16 protein-coding genes are annotated in these 18,297 nt (G+C 43.6%); 12 read left to right on the plus strand and 4 right to left on the minus strand.

The window, feature by feature from the left end; genetic code table 11:
- Positions 1 to 502: 502 nt before the first annotated feature.
- Complete coding sequence (locus tag NBH15_RS09290) at positions 503 to 892, minus strand: Arm DNA-binding domain-containing protein (protein WP_128135344.1); 390 nt, start codon at positions 890 to 892, stop codon at positions 503 to 505.
- A gap of 191 nt (positions 893 to 1,083) precedes the next feature.
- Here NBH15_RS09290 and NBH15_RS09295 point away from each other — a divergent pair, with 191 nt between their 5' ends.
- The 5 genes from NBH15_RS09295 (at position 1,084) to NBH15_RS09315 (ending at position 5,786) form a co-directional block, all read left to right on the plus strand.
- Positions 1,084 to 1,698, plus strand: a complete 615-nt coding sequence (locus tag NBH15_RS09295) for a carboxypeptidase regulatory-like domain-containing protein (protein WP_250822530.1) — start codon at positions 1,084 to 1,086, stop codon at positions 1,696 to 1,698.
- A gap of 22 nt (positions 1,699 to 1,720) precedes the next feature.
- Complete coding sequence (locus NBH15_RS09300) at positions 1,721 to 3,445, plus strand: outer membrane beta-barrel family protein (RefSeq protein WP_250822531.1); 1,725 nt, start codon at positions 1,721 to 1,723, stop codon at positions 3,443 to 3,445.
- A gap of 378 nt (positions 3,446 to 3,823) precedes the next feature.
- Entirely contained in the window at positions 3,824 to 4,108 is a 285-nt protein-coding gene (locus tag NBH15_RS09305; protein ID WP_046147027.1) for a LysO family transporter, read from the plus strand.
- Entirely contained in the window at positions 4,098 to 4,724 is a 627-nt protein-coding gene (locus NBH15_RS09310; RefSeq protein WP_046147028.1) for a LysO family transporter, read from the plus strand. The genes NBH15_RS09305 and NBH15_RS09310 overlap by 11 nt, the downstream gene beginning before the upstream one ends.
- Before the next feature lie 60 nt (positions 4,725 to 4,784).
- Complete coding sequence (locus tag NBH15_RS09315) at positions 4,785 to 5,786, plus strand: M28 family peptidase (protein ID WP_250822532.1); 1,002 nt, start codon at positions 4,785 to 4,787, stop codon at positions 5,784 to 5,786.
- Between the two features lie 19 nt (positions 5,787 to 5,805).
- On the opposite strand, the gene NBH15_RS09320 is transcribed toward NBH15_RS09315, so the two are convergent.
- Entirely contained in the window at positions 5,806 to 7,446 is a 1,641-nt protein-coding gene (locus tag NBH15_RS09320) for a beta-N-acetylhexosaminidase (protein ID WP_250822533.1), read from the minus strand.
- A 565-nt stretch (positions 7,447 to 8,011) separates the two neighbouring features.
- Here NBH15_RS09320 and NBH15_RS09325 point away from each other — a divergent pair.
- The gene (locus NBH15_RS09325) at positions 8,012 to 9,337 is read left to right on the plus strand and encodes a PhoH family protein (protein WP_007656311.1); all 1,326 of its coding nucleotides are present in this window, start codon (positions 8,012 to 8,014) and stop codon (positions 9,335 to 9,337) included.
- A gap of 78 nt (positions 9,338 to 9,415) precedes the next feature.
- Here NBH15_RS09325 and NBH15_RS09330 read toward each other — a convergent pair whose 3' ends face one another.
- Together NBH15_RS09330 and NBH15_RS09335 are read right to left on the minus strand one after the other, a co-directional pair.
- Positions 9,416 to 10,525 carry a family 20 glycosylhydrolase gene (locus NBH15_RS09330; RefSeq protein WP_250822534.1) on the minus strand — a complete coding sequence of 370 codons (1,110 nt, stop codon included), beginning with the start codon at positions 10,523 to 10,525 and terminating at the stop codon, positions 9,416 to 9,418.
- 93 nt (positions 10,526 to 10,618) lie between these two features.
- Positions 10,619 to 11,122: a GNAT family N-acetyltransferase gene (locus tag NBH15_RS09335; protein ID WP_250822535.1), complete on the minus strand. Its 504-nt coding sequence runs from the start codon at positions 11,120 to 11,122 to the stop codon at positions 10,619 to 10,621.
- A 158-nt stretch (positions 11,123 to 11,280) separates the two neighbouring features.
- On the opposite strand from NBH15_RS09335, the gene NBH15_RS09340 reads away from it, so the two are divergent.
- Genes NBH15_RS09340 through NBH15_RS09365 form a run of 6 tightly spaced genes read left to right on the plus strand, consistent with a single transcriptional unit; the run spans position 11,281 to position 18,276 of the window.
- Positions 11,281 to 11,871: a hypothetical protein gene (locus NBH15_RS09340; RefSeq protein WP_250822536.1), complete on the plus strand. Its 591-nt coding sequence runs from the start codon at positions 11,281 to 11,283 to the stop codon at positions 11,869 to 11,871.
- 1 nt (position 11,872) lies between these two features.
- Complete coding sequence (locus NBH15_RS09345) at positions 11,873 to 12,742, plus strand: DUF2764 domain-containing protein (protein ID WP_250822537.1); 870 nt, start codon at positions 11,873 to 11,875, stop codon at positions 12,740 to 12,742.
- A 2-nt stretch (positions 12,743 to 12,744) separates the two neighbouring features.
- Positions 12,745 to 14,502, plus strand: a complete 1,758-nt coding sequence (locus tag NBH15_RS09350; RefSeq protein ID WP_224265109.1) for a V-type ATP synthase subunit A — start codon at positions 12,745 to 12,747, stop codon at positions 14,500 to 14,502.
- Positions 14,503 to 14,510: 8 nt separating this feature from the next.
- Complete coding sequence (locus NBH15_RS09355) at positions 14,511 to 15,830, plus strand: V-type ATP synthase subunit B (protein ID WP_007656318.1); 1,320 nt, start codon at positions 14,511 to 14,513, stop codon at positions 15,828 to 15,830.
- 2 nt (positions 15,831 to 15,832) lie between these two features.
- The gene (locus tag NBH15_RS09360; protein WP_007656319.1) at positions 15,833 to 16,459 is read left to right on the plus strand and encodes a V-type ATP synthase subunit D; all 627 of its coding nucleotides are present in this window, start codon (positions 15,833 to 15,835) and stop codon (positions 16,457 to 16,459) included.
- Positions 16,456 to 18,276: a V-type ATP synthase subunit I gene (locus NBH15_RS09365; RefSeq protein ID WP_250822538.1), complete on the plus strand. Its 1,821-nt coding sequence runs from the start codon at positions 16,456 to 16,458 to the stop codon at positions 18,274 to 18,276. The genes NBH15_RS09360 and NBH15_RS09365 overlap by 4 nt, the downstream gene beginning before the upstream one ends.
- Positions 18,277 to 18,297 lie beyond the last annotated feature (21 nt).

Consider the following 18,297-nt stretch of genomic DNA (forward strand, 5'->3'; position numbering starts at 1 on the left):
TCACCTTAATTGACCTCAAAGGTATGATTTCAAATCGTCGCGCCTAAAAAGTAGTATCTAATAGACTATATTTCAATTATTTCAAAGAACTATTTATCCACTTTTACGGGACAGTAATGATTTTGTAATCGTATCATTTCAATGTACTTATTGTTTTTGCAAAGGTAATCTCATATGTCATATCAATAAGTGTAAAAATGAATCAATCTGCTAATTCTATTTAATAGCCTAATCATTAATCCAATTTGTTCTAATAGTTAATCCTGAATTTTATCTTTTAGTTCTTTTTTTAATTCTGATGATTACGTAATATATAGTCTTCTTGTAGTAATAATCTACAAATTCGGTATTATTCTATCATTTCGGCAATGCTTATTCTACAATGATTCAATAGATTGCTTTAAACATCTAATCGGTACCCAACCTTCCCTGGTTGAATTTTCCTTTCGACATCATAACCAACCATTTAGGCATCTTGAGCCGATTACTATCTCGTCTTGATTTACTTGCCGACTTTCTTTTCAAATTCTTCATTATGCTCTTTGAATAGTTTTAGAAGTGTGTTTTTAGCAATATCAACTCCCATCACTGCATTATCAACTTTCTCAGCAGAAACATAGCCTTCACGATGGAATATCTTATCGTATTTGGCTCCAATGTTACGCATCCATTGATCAAGGACATTATTAATTTGTTGCGCATAACTGTCTTTTCCCTTTACTCTCATCTTAACCTTATCCCATCGTGCGGGATCAACACTAAGTTTTGCACTTCTTGTTTTGTCTGCACCATCAACTGTGATACGTATCATGATAGGTACAGTTCCATCTTTTTTAGGTGCGTTCTTTTTTAAATAGAATAGCACGGTGAATGTCGACTTTTTTTCTTCCATAATTACACTGCTTTTTTTAAGTGATAAAAATACTGTTTTTCTCTCTAAAAAGAGCCATGAAAATCAGTGCAAAACTATGAAATCGTTACTATTCCGATAAGACTAAATAACACTTCATAAGCCAACGATAACATAGTTTCTTGACATAACCTCTTTTCTTTGCAGTATAGGAACTGATAAAGCAAACGGATATGAAAAGAATACTTTACTATGTGATACTTATCCTGATTGGTGGTAACGGGATGATGATGGCTCAGAATGGTTTGATTCATGGGAGAGTGACGGATATGGAGAATAATCCGGTTGACGGCGTAGCCGTTGTTCTCCAGACATTGGATTCGATTTATGTGGATGCGGTGGTAACGGACAGTCTGGGTAGTTTTAACCTGGACCATGCGGCGGAACAGACATGCCGGCTTTTATTCCAACATCTATTATATGAACCATTCCAGTTGGAGGTATCCGGGGAAGATGCCGGAACTGTCCGGCTGACTTCTAAAAACTATGAACTGGATGGCGTGGTTGTTAAGGCGGAGCGTCCGCAGGTGAAAGTAGAGAACGGGGCTTTGAAATATGATGTTCCCCAATTGATGAAAGATAAATCGGTCAGTAATGCCTTTGAAGTTGTAAAACAATTGCCGGGTATTATCGGCGGCTCGGATGAGATACAGTTACTGGGAGCCGGTTCCCCGCAAATCATTCTGAACGGGCAGTTGACAACTATGTCGGTAGACCAGCTGATAACCATGCTGAAAAGTATCCCTTCTTCACGGGTGAAAAATGTAGAAGTGATGTACAACGCATAATATCAGAGGCGCGGTAATCAATGTGATTCTGGACAAGGGGACAACTGACAGCACAGCCTTACAGGGAGAAGTTGGCGTCGATTATCTCCAAAGACATTATGCTTCGGGCAAGGCACATGCCAATTTGTTGTATTCGACTCCTGACCTGACCGTAGACTTTCTGGTGAATGGTAATAAAGGACGTTATTTCGAGGGGGAAGATATTATGGCAAGGCATACCCTGGAAACAGGAGTGACGGAAATCCATCAATTCGGACGAGGAAACGGTCATATAAACAGTGGAGATATCCGATTGGGGCTGGACTATAAATTCAAAAATGAAGATAAGTTGTCGGCAGCCTATTCCTTAGGAGGCAATAGGGTGAAAAAGAACCGGACAGCCAATACCTCCTTTTCTACACCTGAAAACTCTGTCCCGGAAGAAGAGCGTTTCAGTCGGACTTCCGGAGAAGATAAGATTACTCTGCACAATATCCGCTTACAATATGACGGTCATAGCGGTGTTACAGCCGGAATGGATTTTACCAACTACCATTCGCCTTCTTTCCAGAATTTTCTGGAGAATCGTGGTGAGGAAACGCTGACTGATATGCAGAACAATTCCAAACAGGATATTTCACAATGGGCGTTATTTGCCAACCATACACACACTTTTGCCACCGGGTGGACACTGAATTATGGTGTCCACGGTGGTTACACTTCCTCAAAGACCTATATCGATTATCTGTATAATAAAGGGAATGGTTACGAACCGGACCCGGATTTACTGGAGAACAATTTGCAGAAAGAATATACAGCCAATGTCTTTGCTGAAGTATCCAAAAATTTCGGAGAACATTTCTCGGCAACAGCTTCTTTGAAAGGAGAATATTTTAAATCGGACTATACTTCCAACGGCAAGAAATCGACACTTTGGAATGATTGGACCTTCTTCCCGAATGCCTCGTTGAGTTATCTGTTTACACCGCAGCATATTTTGCAGCTGAATGTGAACAGCAATAAAACATATCCGTCTTATTGGGAGATTACACCGCAGGCTACCCCCATAAACTCTTATTCCGTAGTAATGGGTAATCCGGCTTTGAAGCCTTACCGTTCCTATCAGGGGCAGCTGCTTTATATCCTGAAGCAAAAATATACTTTCATGGTTTTTGCCCAGTATGAACCGGATTATTTTGCCCAGTTGCCTTATCAGAGTTCAACGGAACTGAAGAATGTGTTCCGTTACGAGAATATGGATTATAACCTGGTTGCAGGAGTAGGAGCTGTTATCCCGTTCCGCATCGGTGAATTCATGAACAGCCAGTTTACGGCACAGGGCATCCGGATGCAACAGAAGCTGGACCATTTTAATGATATTTCTTTTGATAATAGTAAATACCTGGGGCAGTTCTTCCTGAATAATACATTTACTTTGTCAAAGTCACGTCCGAATCTGAAATTGGATTTGAACGGTTATTATATCACCGGAGCCGTGCAGGGAATCTACGATTTGGGTTCTGTTTATAATGTTTCAGCCGGTTTGAAATGGCAGTTTGCCAATGACAAGGCAACGGTTCTTCTGAAATGTGACAATATCTTCCGGAGCAATCTTCCTAATAAAATCGAAATTAATCAGGCAAACCAATACAGCCGCCTGACTAAGATTGACGATACCCGTTGCCTGACTGTTTCCTTCATCTGGAAATTCGGAGGGTATAAGAGTAAAGAGCATGATAAGGTGGATACTTCCCGGTTTGGAAAATAATATCGGTAGTCCTGTTCATTCTAAAATCTCATGTGTCCGGCTTGTCATTTTGATAGCCGGACACATGAGAATCTGCTTTATAGACCTGCTGTGGGTATCAATTTGGTATATTGAAATTTTGTTTTTATCTTTGCGCCCGAATTGGACAAAGCATTTGAATATGAATAAAATTTATACAATAAATGATATAAAGAAACAGAATGCCCTCGTGACGTGTGGTATTCCTGTTGTGCATGTCCATTGGTTCAGTGGTTTTATCTAAATAATATTTCCTTTCTTCTCCGGCATCAGTTTTCCGGAGTTTTTATAACCATTCATTTTTATTAATAACGTATCGCGGGAGAATCCTTATTCGTCCGTGTTAAATTGATTATACATATGTTTATAGTTTTATGCCTGTTATGCATAGGGACAGGTGCGGGCTATCTGTTCCGTCGTGCTCACAGTTTAAGGAAATTGGAAAATACAATCTCTTATACCATATTCGCCATGTTATTTGTTTTCGGCATTACTATCGGGGCAAACAAAACCTTAGTGGATAATATTGGTGATTTTGGTTTGCAGGCGGCGTTGCTGGCTGGTTGCGGTGTACTGGGAAGCCTGTTGGCCTCTTATATTGCATATAAATTTTTATCAGAGAAAGGAGACGGTGATGAAAAGTAATCTGATTGTTATATGTTGCTTTTTTGCTGGGATACTTTGTGGAATGTTCGGGGGGGAGGAATTGGCTGCCTATTGTACAAAACTACCGACATGGTTATTGTATGCGCTTATTATCCAGGTCGGCTTGAATATAGGTTCTAACGGAGAGATGGGAGCCATGCTGCGGAGCGTACGGTTGTCCAGTCTTTTACTGCCATTGTTTACGATATTAGGCACATTGCTTTTCTCAGCGATAGCAAGTGTGCTGCTGAAGACCTGGAATGTATATGATTGTATGGCGGTTGGAAGTGGGTTTGCTTACTATTCTTTATCGTCGTTGCTGATTGTACAGTTCAAGGAGGCTTCTGCCGGAATAGAGATTGCCACACAGTTGGGAACTATTGCTTTACTGGCTAATATTATCCGGGAGATGATGGCTTTATTCGGTGCGCCGGTTTATGCCTCTTTGTTCGGGAAGTTTGCTCCGGTGTCTGTTGCCGGCATCAACTCGATGGATGTCTGTCTGCCCGTTATCAGCAGGTATTCGGGAAAAGGGATTGTCCCCATTGCTATTATTCATGGAATCATTCTGGAGATTAGCGTTCCGCTATTGATATCGTTGTTTTGTAAGTTATGATTTTGATTTTGGGATATAATTTATAGCTTTGTGGTCAAACAAGCTTAATCCTTTAAAATTATGCGAATAAACAGTTTAGCGGCCTCTCTCTTTCTGCTCATTATTATCGGTGGGTTCTCATGTAAAAATAAGAATACTGGAAATGTTTCAGAGGGAGAGGAAAAGCCCGGATTGGCGGTTTCTGTTCCCGATTTCAATGCGGATAGTGCTTATTCCTATATTGTCGAACAAGTTGCTTTCGGACCACGTGTACCGAATACGGAGGCACATCGTCATTGCAGTGATTATCTGATTGCAGGTCTGAAACGTTTTGGGGCAGCGGTGCAGGTACAGGAAGCAATGCTTACTGCTTATAACGGTGACCGTTTGAATGCCCGTAATATTATCGGGTCATATAATCCGGATAATCCCCGGCGTATTCTGCTTTTTGCGCATTGGGATACGCGTCCCTATGCCGACCATGATCCAAATCCTGACAAATGGCGTGTTCCCATTGACGGTGCGGATGATGGGGCCAGTGGAGTAGGTGTCCTGCTGGAAATATGTCGTCAGTTAGGCGGTCAGAATCCGAATATTGGTATCGATGTTATATTTTTCGATGCAGAAGATTATGGTACTCCCCGTTTTATAACTGAAAACAGTCCGGAAGAGAGTTGGTGTCTTGGTTCACAGTATTGGTCTGCCAATCCCCATGTGACTAATTATCGGGCGGATTATGGGATATTACTTGATATGGTGGGGAGTCGTAATGCAACCTTCTTCAAGGAAGCAACTTCCATGGAATATGCTTCTCAGATTGTGGAGAAGGTTTGGGAGGCTGCGCGCAATCTCGGCTATGGCAAGTTCTTCTTTAATGAACCGGGAGGCGGTGTGCTTGACGACCATACCTTTGTCATCAGAGGACGTAATATACCCTGTATCGATATTATAAACTATGACCCGGAAAGTTCACACCGCTTTGGTACTTACTGGCATACACATGATGATAATCTGGATAACATAGACCAGACGACCTTGAAAGCTGTCGGTCAAACTGTTCTGGAAGTGATTTATAAAGAATAACTTGCCTACGCTTTTTATTTTATCTCGGAACTATCTCGAACGGAACCCTGACAAATACACCATGTTTCATCAGATTCATCAGATTCGGATACATTCGTTCCTTAAAGGAATCCCAGCTCCGGTGTTCCATCTGTGTCCATCCGGCTTCGGCCAAGGCCAGACCACGCGGGTAGGTCATATAGGTTGCGCGGTTAATGTCTTTTATCGCTTCTCCCCATAATGTCCCGGTAACTCCTATAATGTGTGTCTGTTGAGTGGCAGGCAGTCCATATCCAGGATCGAATTGGTAAGAGGTTTCCAGCGTGGTGACAGGCATTCCCCAGTTGTTGAACTCCGGAAGGTCGCCTTTTAGTTGCGGATAATCCAGATAAGTATATTCACCCGGAGCCATGATTAACGGATTACCATGTTTTGCAGTTAGTTCGATACATTTGGGAGTTAATCCGGCACGCCAGGTGATCAGTGTGGCGTCTTTGGGATAATCGAACAGGTATTCATTGGCCGGCATACGGATATTATCCAGCTCGCACCATAACATCGGTTCTTTTCCGTATTTACGGACAGATGCCAGTATTTTATCGAAGAAATAATTCATTAACTGCGATTCTTTGGTGTAACCCAGTTGTTTCATTAAATCCTGACAGTGAGTGCATTTGGTCCAGTTCTTTTCGATAACAGCTTCGTCTCCTCCTAAATGGATTTTGGAGGAAGGGAATATATCGGCTATTTCTTTGATGATATCGTCATAAACGGTATATACTTTGTCATTATTGGCACAAAGCATCAGATCGACTGTTTGCCCCATTATTTTCTGAATCGTATCGGTGTGTGTACATCCCAGTTCCGGATAAGTAGCCAAAACTGCCACCGTGTGACCGGGGATATCCAGTTCGGGAATGATTTCTACATTTCTGTCGGCTGCGTATTTGATGAGGTCTTTCAGTTGTTCTTGTTTATAGAAACCATTGTCGGGCCCGTTGGAGCCGGTCTTCGGATTGCGGAATGCCCCGATCTCTGTCAGTCCGGGGTGTTTTTTGATTTCAACACGCCATCCCTGATCATCAGTCAGATGTAACTGCAAAACATTGTATTTGTATTTTGCCATCTGGTCAATATAGAATTTTACATCTTCTACAGGAAGAAAGTGCCGGGCAGGGTCAAGCATCAATGCCCGGTAATTATAGCGGGGTTCGTCGTCAATACGGATAGGAGCGATTTGATTGTTCGCTGTGTTGCATACATCTCCCAGTAATATCTGATCCAGTGTTTTCAGTCCGTAAAAGAGGGCAACATGGCTGCTTCCTTTGATCGATAGTTTCTTTTCTGAAATATCCAGCGTGTAGTGTTCTTTTCCTTTTATTGAAGGGTCGAGCTCTATCTCGATAACAGAATTACCGGATGTGGAAGGAGTACCGATGTCGGCAACCTGCCCGGTTCGTTCGCCCAGAATACGCTGTAGTTCAAATAAACAAAATGCTTGTTTGGGCAGATTGGTTTTAACGGTTGTCCGGGGAGTAAGGACGAAATTCTTTTTACCTGTCATCTGTTCGATTTGATTAGGCAGAGGCAATAAAGCCGAAATATTGCTCTGTCCGAAAGAAAGTGTCGCCGCTAATAGCAGTAATGACGTAATTTTGAGTTTCTTAGTATTAAAAATCATACATCTTAGGTTATTTTGTTATTAAAAATCAGATCTTCGGTACAAAGATACATAACGAGATTAATTATCCCGGCATCTTATGAACCTTTCGTTGCCAATGAATACGATGTAAAGATAGGCAAGCCTATTTTATAAAAGAACCCAATGGCTCCCAACGGGACTCAACGGGCACATAAAGGGACTTTTTTCTTTTATTCAAAAAAACAATTGTTTTCGGTTACAAATACAACTGTTTTTGAATGCAAATACAATTGTTTTTGTGTTTGAATACAATTGTTTTTTCAGAGCCGGAAGGTTACAAAAAAATAAAATCCTTTTTATTTATTCTTATATATAATGTAGGGAATTGACAGCCTTCAGGCAGGATGTGGTGTAAAGTATTGAATATGAGCGCGTAAGACGTGACAACCTTCAGGCATTTTGTTTAACTCCTGATTTTTAACCGATTATGAAATTCGTACAAAACTAGAATAAATTGGTCCGACGCATTTATTTTCCGTTTTAAACCAAACAAGTTCCAAAAATGTTTTTAACTTAGAAGCGATAATCTTTAAATCGAAAGATCATGGGAGCAAAGAAGAATTTTGTATTGGATACCAACGTTATCTTGCATGACTACAAGTGTATCGAAAATTTTCAGGAGAATGATATCTATCTTCCTATCGTCGTGTTGGAAGAGTTGGATAAATTTAAAAAGGGGAGCGACCAGATTAATTATAATGCCCGTGAATTTGTGCGCGAGCTGGATCTGATGACCAGTAACGATCTCTTTTTGAAAGGTGCCTCGTTGGGACCGGGTTTGGGAACATTACATGTCGTAACAGGTGACAAATACCAGGAAAAGATAGCTTTGTCTTTCCCGGACAGGACGCCTGACCACCGTATCTTATCCTGCACGCTTTCCGTTGCAGAAAAGACGCCTAAGATGCAGACTATCCTGGTTACGAAAGATGTCAACCTGCGTATGAAAGCCCGTGCATTGGGTATTCAGGTGGAAGACTACATCACGGATAAGGTAATCAATGTCGATATCTTTGAACGTGCTCAGGATACCTATGAAAATATAGATCCTGATCTGATCGATAAGATCTATTCAACCCCTGACGGACTGGATGCGGATTTGTTCGAATTCAAATCTAAACTCGAACCGAACGAATGCTTTATATTGAAGAGTATACGGGCTTCTGTTTTAGCTCGTTATAATCCGTTTACAGGAAAGATAAAGAAGGTGGAAAAGAGTTCTAATTATGGCATTCAACCCCGTAATGCGGAACAAAGTTTTGCTTTTGAAATTTTGAATGATCCGGACGTGAAACTGGTTGGACTGACGGGTAAAGCCGGAACAGGTAAGACCTTGCTGGCACTGGCTGCCGCACTTAAACAAGCCGGACTTTATAAGCAAATCTTGCTGGCTCGTCCGATTGTGGCGTTGGCAAATAAGGATATCGGATTCCTGCCGGGAGACGAAAAACAGAAAGTAGCTCCTTATATGCAGCCTCTGTTCGATAATCTGAATGTGATAAAGAACCAGTTTGCTCCCGGAAGCCAGGATGTCCGTAAAATAGATGATTTACAAAAGAATAATCAGTTGGTCATCGAGGCGTTGGCCTTTATTCGCGGACGTAGTTTGTCGGAAACATTCTGTATTATTGATGAAGCCCAGAATCTGACTCCGCATGAGATCAAGACGATCATTACCCGTGCCGGAGAAGGAACAAAGATGGTATTTACCGGTGATATCCAGCAGATCGACTCGCCGTATCTGGATGCCCAGAGTAATGGTCTGGCCTATATGGTCGACAAGATGAAAGGGCAGGAGTTGTTTGCCCATATCAACCTGATCAAGGGTGAACGTAGCCAGTTGTCTGAGTTGGCTTCGGATCTGTTATAAAAGTATTATAAAATAAAAAATATCCGTGTATGTGAGAATGCTCAGTACACGGATATTTATTTTCTGAGAGGATTTCTTTTATTTGCTCATCGACTTATAGGCGCCAATCAGTTTTTTGATAGTGACCACATCCGATACATCCTGCTGCTCACTTTCCGGTTTGTAATAGTTTTCCAGAAAACTGTCGGCTCCTGACCATACAGTCTCAATAATACCCTGGAAACGGTTGCTCATTTGAGAACCGGATTGCTGGCGGAAACGTTTCATATCATCCAACTGTTTGAGGGCAACTTCCGGTTTTCGCCAGGGACAAGTGGCGACGTCAAATCCTTTCATGGCAAAATAGACAGCCGTTTGTTCCGGACGTTCGTAATGCCAGTCGCAAATGAAAACTTCTTTCGGGATAAGGTCGATGGCACGATACGTATTGTTCATACTTGCTTCCCAGGCACCGATACCGGTTGTTTTGCCATCTATCAGGCGATCGCCCCATATCATTAACCGTTTTCCCTGTTGAGCCAGATGATTTTGTATTTTGGTCACCTCTCCGGCATATAATTCTGCTTTATCGTGCCCGCTGCAACGAGGACATTTATCATCTCCGATATAGAAAACTTCATCCATGCCGGCATGAAACAGATCGGTTTCAAATGCGTCCGTCAGTTCGTCGACCAAAGCGAATACAACTTTATGCACATCGGGGTGAAGAGGGCAGTAACTTTTGCAGTATAAACCGTCCGGGTTAGGCCATCCGGTATAGTTTTTCGTATCTACATGCGGTGTCTCGTCAAATTCCGGATATTCGCGGAGCAGGGCATAAGTTGTTTCTGCCCATGACTGATGCCCGAGCAGGTTTATCTGCGGTGCTATCCGTATGTTATGTTTCCGGCAGGTTGCGACAATTCGTTTTACATCTTGACGTGTAAGCGGATTGGGATCACGCAGTTCCGGATGAGACTCGTAGGCATAATTCCAGTCAACCCGGAGAATGAGCAGGTTGAAATGTCCGGGAGCAAGTTCTTCTTCGATAAATTTCAGGAAAACATCCATTTTCTGCACAGATGGGGCTGCTATTGCCAATCCTCTGACAGGAAGGATACTGTCTAACCTGTTTACACTTGTTTGTGCGAAAATGCCGTTAGTTGTTATGCAAATCAAAAGGCATGCGATTGTGATGAAGTGTTTCATGGAATTCAAGTATTTATATTGGCTTGCCGGAAAGGTGTGGAAGCCGTAATGGAGTTAAAGGAAATAAAGTTTACTTACTAAGTAAGTTTTTCTCTAGTTTGTCACTTCCATCCGCATAATATAATCATTCATATAATAACCGTTCCCGATATGAAAATCGCGTGTTGCATGTTTATGGAATCCCATATGTTTATAGAAACCGATAGCCGGGTTCTCGCGGTTCACATTCAGTTCGACGGTAAACGGTCCGGGATGGATTGTCTTCAGGTAAGCAACTCCCTGTTCGATGATAAAACGTCCGATGCCAGAACCATGTAAAGAAGGAAGCGAATAGATTTTTTGGAACTCGTACAAGTCTTTCTCAACTGTTTCGATAGACAGGTATCCGGAAGGTTCTCCGTCCTTGTAAATGATAAAGAACTCATGATGAAGTTCGTCCATCTGATTGAGGATACTTTCCGGGGCATACATCATCTCAAACATATAGTCGAGTTGCTCACGGGAGAGGATAGAACCGTAAGTCGGCTCCCATATTTGGGATGCCAAGTTTCTGATTAGCAGACAGTCGTCTGTAGTAGCTTTTCTAATTGAGAACATATAATGCGATTTTTAGACCAACAAAATTAAAAATTAATTTATAGTGTTTCATTTTTTAGATTGATTTTACATTTATTTCAATGATTATTCACGAAAAAGAATAACTTTGTGGGCGTTTAATTTCCGAGAGAAATACAACTTAATAAATATATTATAAAATGGATACAAAGATTCAGGAACTGACCGACAAGATCTACAAAGAAGGAGTAGAGAAGGGGAACGAAGAAGCCGGACGGATCATTGCCGATGCAAATGCTCAGAAACAAGCGATTGTCAGCGAAGCGGAAGCGGAAGCAAAACGTATTGTTGCAGCGGCACAAAAACAGGCTGCCGAGCTGAAGAAAAATACAGAAGCCGAATTGAAGCTGTTCGCTACCCAGGCCGTAGAAGCGCTGAAGAGCGAAGTTGTGAACCTTATAACCGGAAAGATTACTTCCTCGAATGTAAAAGCGATCGTTTCTGATACCGCTTTCATGCAGAAAGTTATTCTGGAAATGGCTAAAGAATGGGCTAAGAAAGAAGCGATCACGATCCAGACTGCCGATGCGGACGCATTGACCAAATATTTCGAGGCAAATGCCAAATCATTGCTGGACGGCGGCGTAAAGATCGAGAAAGTAAGCGGAAAGAATGCTAGCTTTACTATTGTTCCTGCCGACGGTTCTTATAAAGTAAGTTTCGGGGAAGACGAATTTGTTGCATTCTTCAAAGAATTCCTGCGTCCCGGGCTGGTAGAAATGTTGTTCTGATATGAGTAAATACTACTGTCTGATTGCCGGACTCCCTAATATATCATTGGATGATAGTAAACTGACCTATTCCGTTTCTGACTTCAGAAAGGAACTGGACGGCATTCTTACGTCCCGTGATAAGAAGCTGGTAGACTTGTTTTTCCTCAAATTCGATAATAAGAACCTGCTGGCTTTCTCTAAATATCCGGACTTTGACCCGGACGAGAAGGGAAGTATTACATACGACGAGTACAAAAGTCTGTTTGATGCTCTGAAAGATGGTGAGAAACCGCCGAAGAACAAACGGATCCCTCCTTATTTCATCGAGTTCTTCAAACTGTATCTGGATAGCCTGAAAAAAGAGGAAAAACAGACGATCTCCTGGGAGGACCGCCTGGCAGCCCTTTATTACGACTATGCAATGAAATGTAGCAACGGCTTTATCCGTAACTGGTTTGAACTGAACCTCAATATTAATAACATGCTGACTGCTATTACCTGCCGTAAGTATGGATTTGATAAAGCAGACTATATAGTGGGACACAACGAGGTGGCCGAAGCTATCCGTACTTCCAATGCCCGTGACTTCGGACTGGGAGATACGGTGGACTACCTGCCCGACCTGCAACGCATTGCCGAAGAACCGGACCTGATGGCCCGCGAAAAGAAAGTGGATTTGCTGAAATGGAAATGGCTGGACGATAATACGTTCTTCAAAACTTTCGACATAGAAAGTGTGTTCGCCTACTTGCTGAAGCTGGAAATGATCGAACGCTGGGTTACCTTGGATAAGGTGACGGGCGAGAAGACCTTCCGCGAAATAGTAGGAGCAATGAAGCATGGTAGTGAGAATGCGTTGGAAGAATTTAAAAGAAACAATAATAAATAATTATGGCTACGAAAGGAATTGTAAAAGGAATCGTATCCAACCTGGTAACCGTAGAGGTGGATGGGCCGGTTTCTCAAAATGAAATCTGTTACATTTCCGTAGGAGGCGTGAAGCTGATGGCGGAGGTTATTAAAGTAATAGGGAAGGATGCCTTTGTTCAGGTATTTGAAAGTACACGTGGGATGCGTGTAGGTGACGAAGCCGAGTTTGAAGGGCACATGCTTGAAGTAACATTGGGGCCGGGTATGCTGTCGCGTAACTACGACGGTTTGCAGAATGACCTGGATAAAATGGACGGCGTGTTCCTGAAACGTGGTGAATATACATTTGCACTGGATAACGATAAATTGTGGGACTTCAAACCGCTGGCGAAAGTGGGTGATCAGGTGGCCGCAGGTGACTGGTTGGGCGAAGTGGATGAAAACTTCCAGCCGCACAAGATCATGGTGCCTTTCACGTTTAAAGGAACTTATACCGTAAAGAGCCTGGTGGAAGCCGGACAATATACCATTAATCAGACGATTGCTGTTCTGACTGACGAAGATGGTAAGGATATCGATGTGAATATGATACAGCGTTGGCCTGTGAAAAGGGCTGTTACCTGTTACAAAGAAAAACCGCGTCCTTACAAACTGTTGGAAACAGGTGTTCGTACGATCGATACGGTAAACCCGATCGTAGAAGGCGGTACGGGATTTATCCCCGGTCCGTTCGGTACGGGTAAGACCGTGCTTCAGCACGCTATCTCCAAACAGGCCGAAGCCGATATCGTTATTATCGCTGCCTGCGGTGAACGTGCGAATGAGGTTGTGGAAATCTTCACCGAGTTCCCCGAACTGATCGACCCGCATACAGGACGTAAGTTGATGGAACGTACCATCATTATCGCTAATACTTCAAACATGCCTGTAGCTGCCCGTGAAGCATCTGTATATACAGCGATGACATTGGCAGAATACTATCGTAGCATGGGATTGAAAGTGTTGCTGATGGCCGACTCCACTTCCCGTTGGGCACAGGCGTTGCGTGAGATGTCCAACCGTCTGGAAGAACTTCCCGGACCGGATGCGTTCCCGATGGACTTATCTGCTATCGTGGCAAACTTCTATGCCCGTGCAGGTTTCGTTGAATTGAACAATGGAAAGACAGGTTCGGTAACCTTTATCGGTACGGTATCCCCGGCCGGTGGTAACCTGAAGGAACCGGTAACAGAAAATACGAAGAAAGTTGCCCGCTGCTTCTACGCTTTGGAGCAGGAGCGTGCCGACCGTAAACGTTATCCGGCTGTGAACCCGATCGACAGTTATTCGAAATATCTGGAATATCCCGAATTTCAGGAATATATCGCCAAACATATCTCTCCGGAATGGATCGATAAGGTAAACGAGATCAAGACCCGTATGCTGCGTGGTAAGGAAATCGCTGAGCAGATCAACATCCTGGGTGATGACGGTGTACCGGTGGAATACCATGTTACTTTCTGGAAGTCAGAATTGATCGACTTCGTGATCCTGCAACAGGATGCTTTCGATGCGATCGATGCTGTGACACCGCTGGCCCGTCAGGAATTTATGCTGGATAAGGTGGTGAAGATCTGTCATGCGGAATTCCGTTTCGACACCTTCCTCGAAGTAATGGAATATTTCAAACAGATGATCAACGTCTTCAAGCAGATGAACTATTCCGAATATGAAAGCGACCAGTTTAAGAAGTTCAACGATCAACTTGACGCCCTACTCGCAGAGCGCATGGAAAAATAACAGAACGTATGGCAACAAAAGCATTTCAAAAAATATATACGAAGATTACCCAGATCACGAAAGCTACCTGTTCGCTGAAAGCAACGGGAGTTGGGTATGACGAGCTGGCTTCCGTAGACGGCAAGCTGGCACAGGTGGTGAAGATCATCGGCGACGAGGTTACGTTGCAGGTGTTCTCCGGTACGGAAGGTATCCGTACGAATGCCGAAGTAGTATTCATGGGCAAGGCACCTACGCTGAAAGTAGGTGACCAGTTGGCCGGACGTTTCTTTAACGCGTATGGCGATCCGATCGACGGTGGCCCTATCCCCGAAGGAACGGAAGTGGAGATCGGCGGTCCGTCGGTAAACCCGGTACGTCGTAAGCAGCCGTCTGAACTGATCGCTACGGGTATCGCCGGTATTGACCTGAATAACACGTTAGTAACCGGTCAGAAGATCCCGTTCTTCGCTGACCCTGATCAGCCTTTCAACCAGGTAATGGCAATGGTAGCCCTGCGTGCCCAATCGGATAAGATTATCCTGGGCGGTATGGGTATGACCAACGATGACTACCTGTTCTTTAAAAATACATTTAGCAACGCTGGTGCACTCGACCGTATCGTGAGCTTTATCAATACAACCGAAGACCCGTCCGTAGAACGTATCCTTATTCCGGATATGGCACTTTGTGCGGCTGAATACTTCGCTGTACAGAAGAACGAAAAGGTATTGGTACTGTTGACCGACATGACCAATTATGCGGATGCTCTGGCAATCGTATCGAACCGTATGGATCAGATTCCTTCGAAGGACTCTATGCCGGGTTCGTTGTATTCCGATTTGGCAAAGATCTACGAAAAAGCAGTACAGTTCCCTGCCGGTGGTTCTATCACCATTATTGCGGTAACAACCTTGTCGGGTGGCGATATCACGCACGCTGTGCCTGATAATACCGGTTATATCACCGAAGGTCAGTTATACCTGCGCCGCGATAGTGATGTCGGTAAAGTGATCGTCGACCCGTTCCGAAGCTTGTCACGTCTAAAACAGCTGGTAACAGGAAAGAAGACACGCGAAGACCACCCGCAGGTGATGAACGCCGCCGTCCGTCTGTATGCCGATGCTGCCAACGCAAAGACAAAGATGGAGAACGGTTTCGACTTGACAGACTACGACAACCGTACGCTTTCTTTTGCAAAGGATTATTCAGAAAAGCTGCTGGCTATCGATGTAAACCTCGACACGACCGAAATGCTCGACGTGGCATGGGGCTTGTTCGGCGAATACTTCAAGCCGGCTGAAGTGAATATCAAGCAAGAGTTGGTAGACAAATACTGGAAGAAATAATTATGGCAATAAAGTTTCAATATAATAAAACCTCTCTTCAGCAACTGGAAAAGCAACTGAAGATGCGCGAGCGTTCCTTGCCTACAATCAAGAGCAAGGAAAGTGCGTTGCGTATCGAAGTGAAGCGGACCAAGGATGAAGTGACGAAATTGGAACTTCAGCTGGAACAGGAGATACAGAGCTATGAAAATATGGTGGCTTTGTGGAATGAGTTCTCTCCCGAACTGATCGCTGTAAAGGATGTGACGCTCACGACGAAGAAAATCGCCGGGGTGATTGTTCCTGTCCTCAACGAGATACAGTTCGAGATCGGACATTACAGTCTCTTTAATTCCCCCGCCTGGTTTACCGATGGTGTCGAACTGCTGAAGCAGTTGGCGCGTACCGGAATAGAAGCAGAGTTTTCGGGAATGAAGCTGGAGTTGTTGGAGCATGCCAGGAAGAAGACTACTCAAAAGGTGAACCTTTTTGAGAAGGTACAGATCCCCGGCTATAAAGATGCGATCCGGAAAGTGAAACGGTTTATGGAGGACGAAGAGAGCCTCTCCAAGTCGTCACAGAAGATCATGCGGGCTAACCAGGAAAAGCGTAAAGCGAAAGAAGAACATAAAGAGGAGGCTGGCGTATGATAGTAAAGATGAGCAAATATGCCTTTATGGTATATCATAAGGAATATGATACGTTCCTGGCACAGTTACGCGAATTGGGTGTTGTGCATGTGAAGGAAAATAAATCTATTCTCGATAATGCGGAACTTCAGGATATTCTTGCCTTGCGTAAACGTATCAATCTGTTGATGCGCTATTTCAAGGGATTGAATGCAGCAACTAAAGATGTTCAATTGGCACCGGCTCGTGAGCTGGATAAGAAAGCCGGCTTGAAATTGTTGCAGAAGATAGAAGAATTGCAGGACAAGAAAGTGCAGCTTCAGTCTGTAAAGGCATCTCTTGAAAAAGATATTGCCTATATGGAGATCTGGGGTGATTTCAGTTGGGCTAACTTCAATCGTTTGAAGAAGGCCGGATATGATATTACGTTCTGGACTTGTCCGACCGCTAAGTATGAACCGAAATGGGGAGATGAGTACAATGCTGTGCTGATCAACAATTTCCAGTCGGTTACTTATTTCCTTACTATAACGAAAGTCGGAACTCCGATTGATATAGATGCGGAACGCCCGAAGATGCCGGACAGAGGTTTGCAGAAACTGAATGCGCGTCTGGATCTGTTGCAGCAGGAAATGAAAGCATTGGATGCCGAAATAAAAAAACTGGCGGCAACAGATTATAATACGCTTGACCTGTTCGATAAGAACCTGCAAAACGAGTTTAATCTGTCGAATGTATTGGTGCAGACAGACCGTCAGGCAGGAGAGAAGCTGATGTTGCTGGAAGGTTGGGTTCCGACCGAGAAAGCCCAGGTAATGGAAGAAGCGCTGGAAAAGGATAATTACTTCTATCAGGCACAGGAGATAGAAGAAGGTGACAAGGTGCCTATCCTGTTGAAGAACGGAAAGTTTGCCAAACTATACGAGCCGATCACGAGAATGTTCTCTTTGCCTAACTATGGCGAGTTCGACCCGACACCGTTCTTTGCACCGTTCTTTATGCTGTTCTTCGGACTTTGTTTCGGTGACGGCGGATACGGGTTACTGGTAATGCTTGTCTGTACGATCCTGAAACGGAAAGTTAATCCTGACTTCAAGCCGTTCCTGAGCCTGTTCCAGTATCTCGGATTGGCGGCACTGATCGTCGGTACATGTACAGGTTCGTTCTTCGGTATCGCTTTGGTCGACATACCTGCTTTTACTTCGGTAAAAGACTACTTTGTATCGAGCGATAATCTGATGACGTTCTCTATCATTATCGGATTGGTGCAGATCCTGTTCGGAAAGACAATTGCTGCGCTGAAGATCATGTCTCAGAAAGGGAAGAAATATGGTATTGCACCGCTGGCATGGGTGTTCATTATCCTGGCATTGTGTCTGGTATTCGGCTTGCCGATGCTGAATGTACAGTTGCCGGAAATGGTGAAGAATGTATTCCTGGTAATAGCCGGGCTTGGCTTGCTGGTCGCTTTCCTTTACAATACACCGGGCAAGAATATCTTCCTGAATTTCGGTACAGGTCTTTGGAATACCTACAATATGGCTTCCGGGCTGTTGGGTGATACTTTGTCTTATATCCGTCTGTTCGCGATCGGTCTGACCGGTGCGATTCTGGGTGGCGTATTCAATTCGCTGGCTGTGGATATGACAGAAGGCCTGAACATAGTATTACGTGTGATTTGTATGCTGCTGATCCTTTTGGTCGGCCATGCGATCAACATCGGTCTGTGTACCATCAGTTCGCTGGTTCACCCGCTTCGTCTGATCTTCGTGGAGTATTATAAGAATGCAGAGTTCGAAGGCGGTGGTAAGGCGTACGAACCTTTTAAGAAAGCATAAACAAAACGTGATTTAAATAAT

Origin of the sequence: Parabacteroides caeci (assembly GCF_023656795.1) — a bacterium.
Lineage (GTDB): Bacteria > Bacteroidota > Bacteroidia > Bacteroidales > Tannerellaceae > Parabacteroides > Parabacteroides segnis.

Coding starts and splice junctions, on each gene's coding strand:
- NBH15_RS09340 (WP_250822536.1), top strand. CDS start 11,281: ATGGATACAAAGATTCAGGAACTGACCGACAAGATCTACAAAGAAGGA.
- NBH15_RS09360 (WP_007656319.1), top strand. CDS start 15,833: ATGGCAATAAAGTTTCAATATAATAAAACCTCTCTTCAGCAACTGGAA.
- NBH15_RS09305 (WP_046147027.1), top strand. CDS start 3,824: ATGTTTATAGTTTTATGCCTGTTATGCATAGGGACAGGTGCGGGCTAT.
- NBH15_RS09330 (WP_250822534.1), bottom strand. CDS start 10,525: ATGAAACACTTCATCACAATCGCATGCCTTTTGATTTGCATAACAACT.
- NBH15_RS09310 (WP_046147028.1), top strand. CDS start 4,098: ATGAAAAGTAATCTGATTGTTATATGTTGCTTTTTTGCTGGGATACTT.
- NBH15_RS09315 (WP_250822532.1), top strand. CDS start 4,785: ATGCGAATAAACAGTTTAGCGGCCTCTCTCTTTCTGCTCATTATTATC.
- NBH15_RS09355 (WP_007656318.1), top strand. CDS start 14,511: ATGGCAACAAAAGCATTTCAAAAAATATATACGAAGATTACCCAGATC.
- NBH15_RS09320 (WP_250822533.1), bottom strand. CDS start 7,446: ATGATTTTTAATACTAAGAAACTCAAAATTACGTCATTACTGCTATTA.
- NBH15_RS09350 (WP_224265109.1), top strand. CDS start 12,745: ATGGCTACGAAAGGAATTGTAAAAGGAATCGTATCCAACCTGGTAACC.
- NBH15_RS09290 (WP_128135344.1), bottom strand. CDS start 892: ATGGAAGAAAAAAAGTCGACATTCACCGTGCTATTCTATTTAAAAAAG.
- NBH15_RS09295 (WP_250822530.1), top strand. CDS start 1,084: ATGAAAAGAATACTTTACTATGTGATACTTATCCTGATTGGTGGTAAC.
- NBH15_RS09325 (WP_007656311.1), top strand. CDS start 8,012: ATGGGAGCAAAGAAGAATTTTGTATTGGATACCAACGTTATCTTGCAT.
- NBH15_RS09365 (WP_250822538.1), top strand. CDS start 16,456: ATGATAGTAAAGATGAGCAAATATGCCTTTATGGTATATCATAAGGAA.
- NBH15_RS09345 (WP_250822537.1), top strand. CDS start 11,873: ATGAGTAAATACTACTGTCTGATTGCCGGACTCCCTAATATATCATTG.
- NBH15_RS09335 (WP_250822535.1), bottom strand. CDS start 11,122: ATGTTCTCAATTAGAAAAGCTACTACAGACGACTGTCTGCTAATCAGA.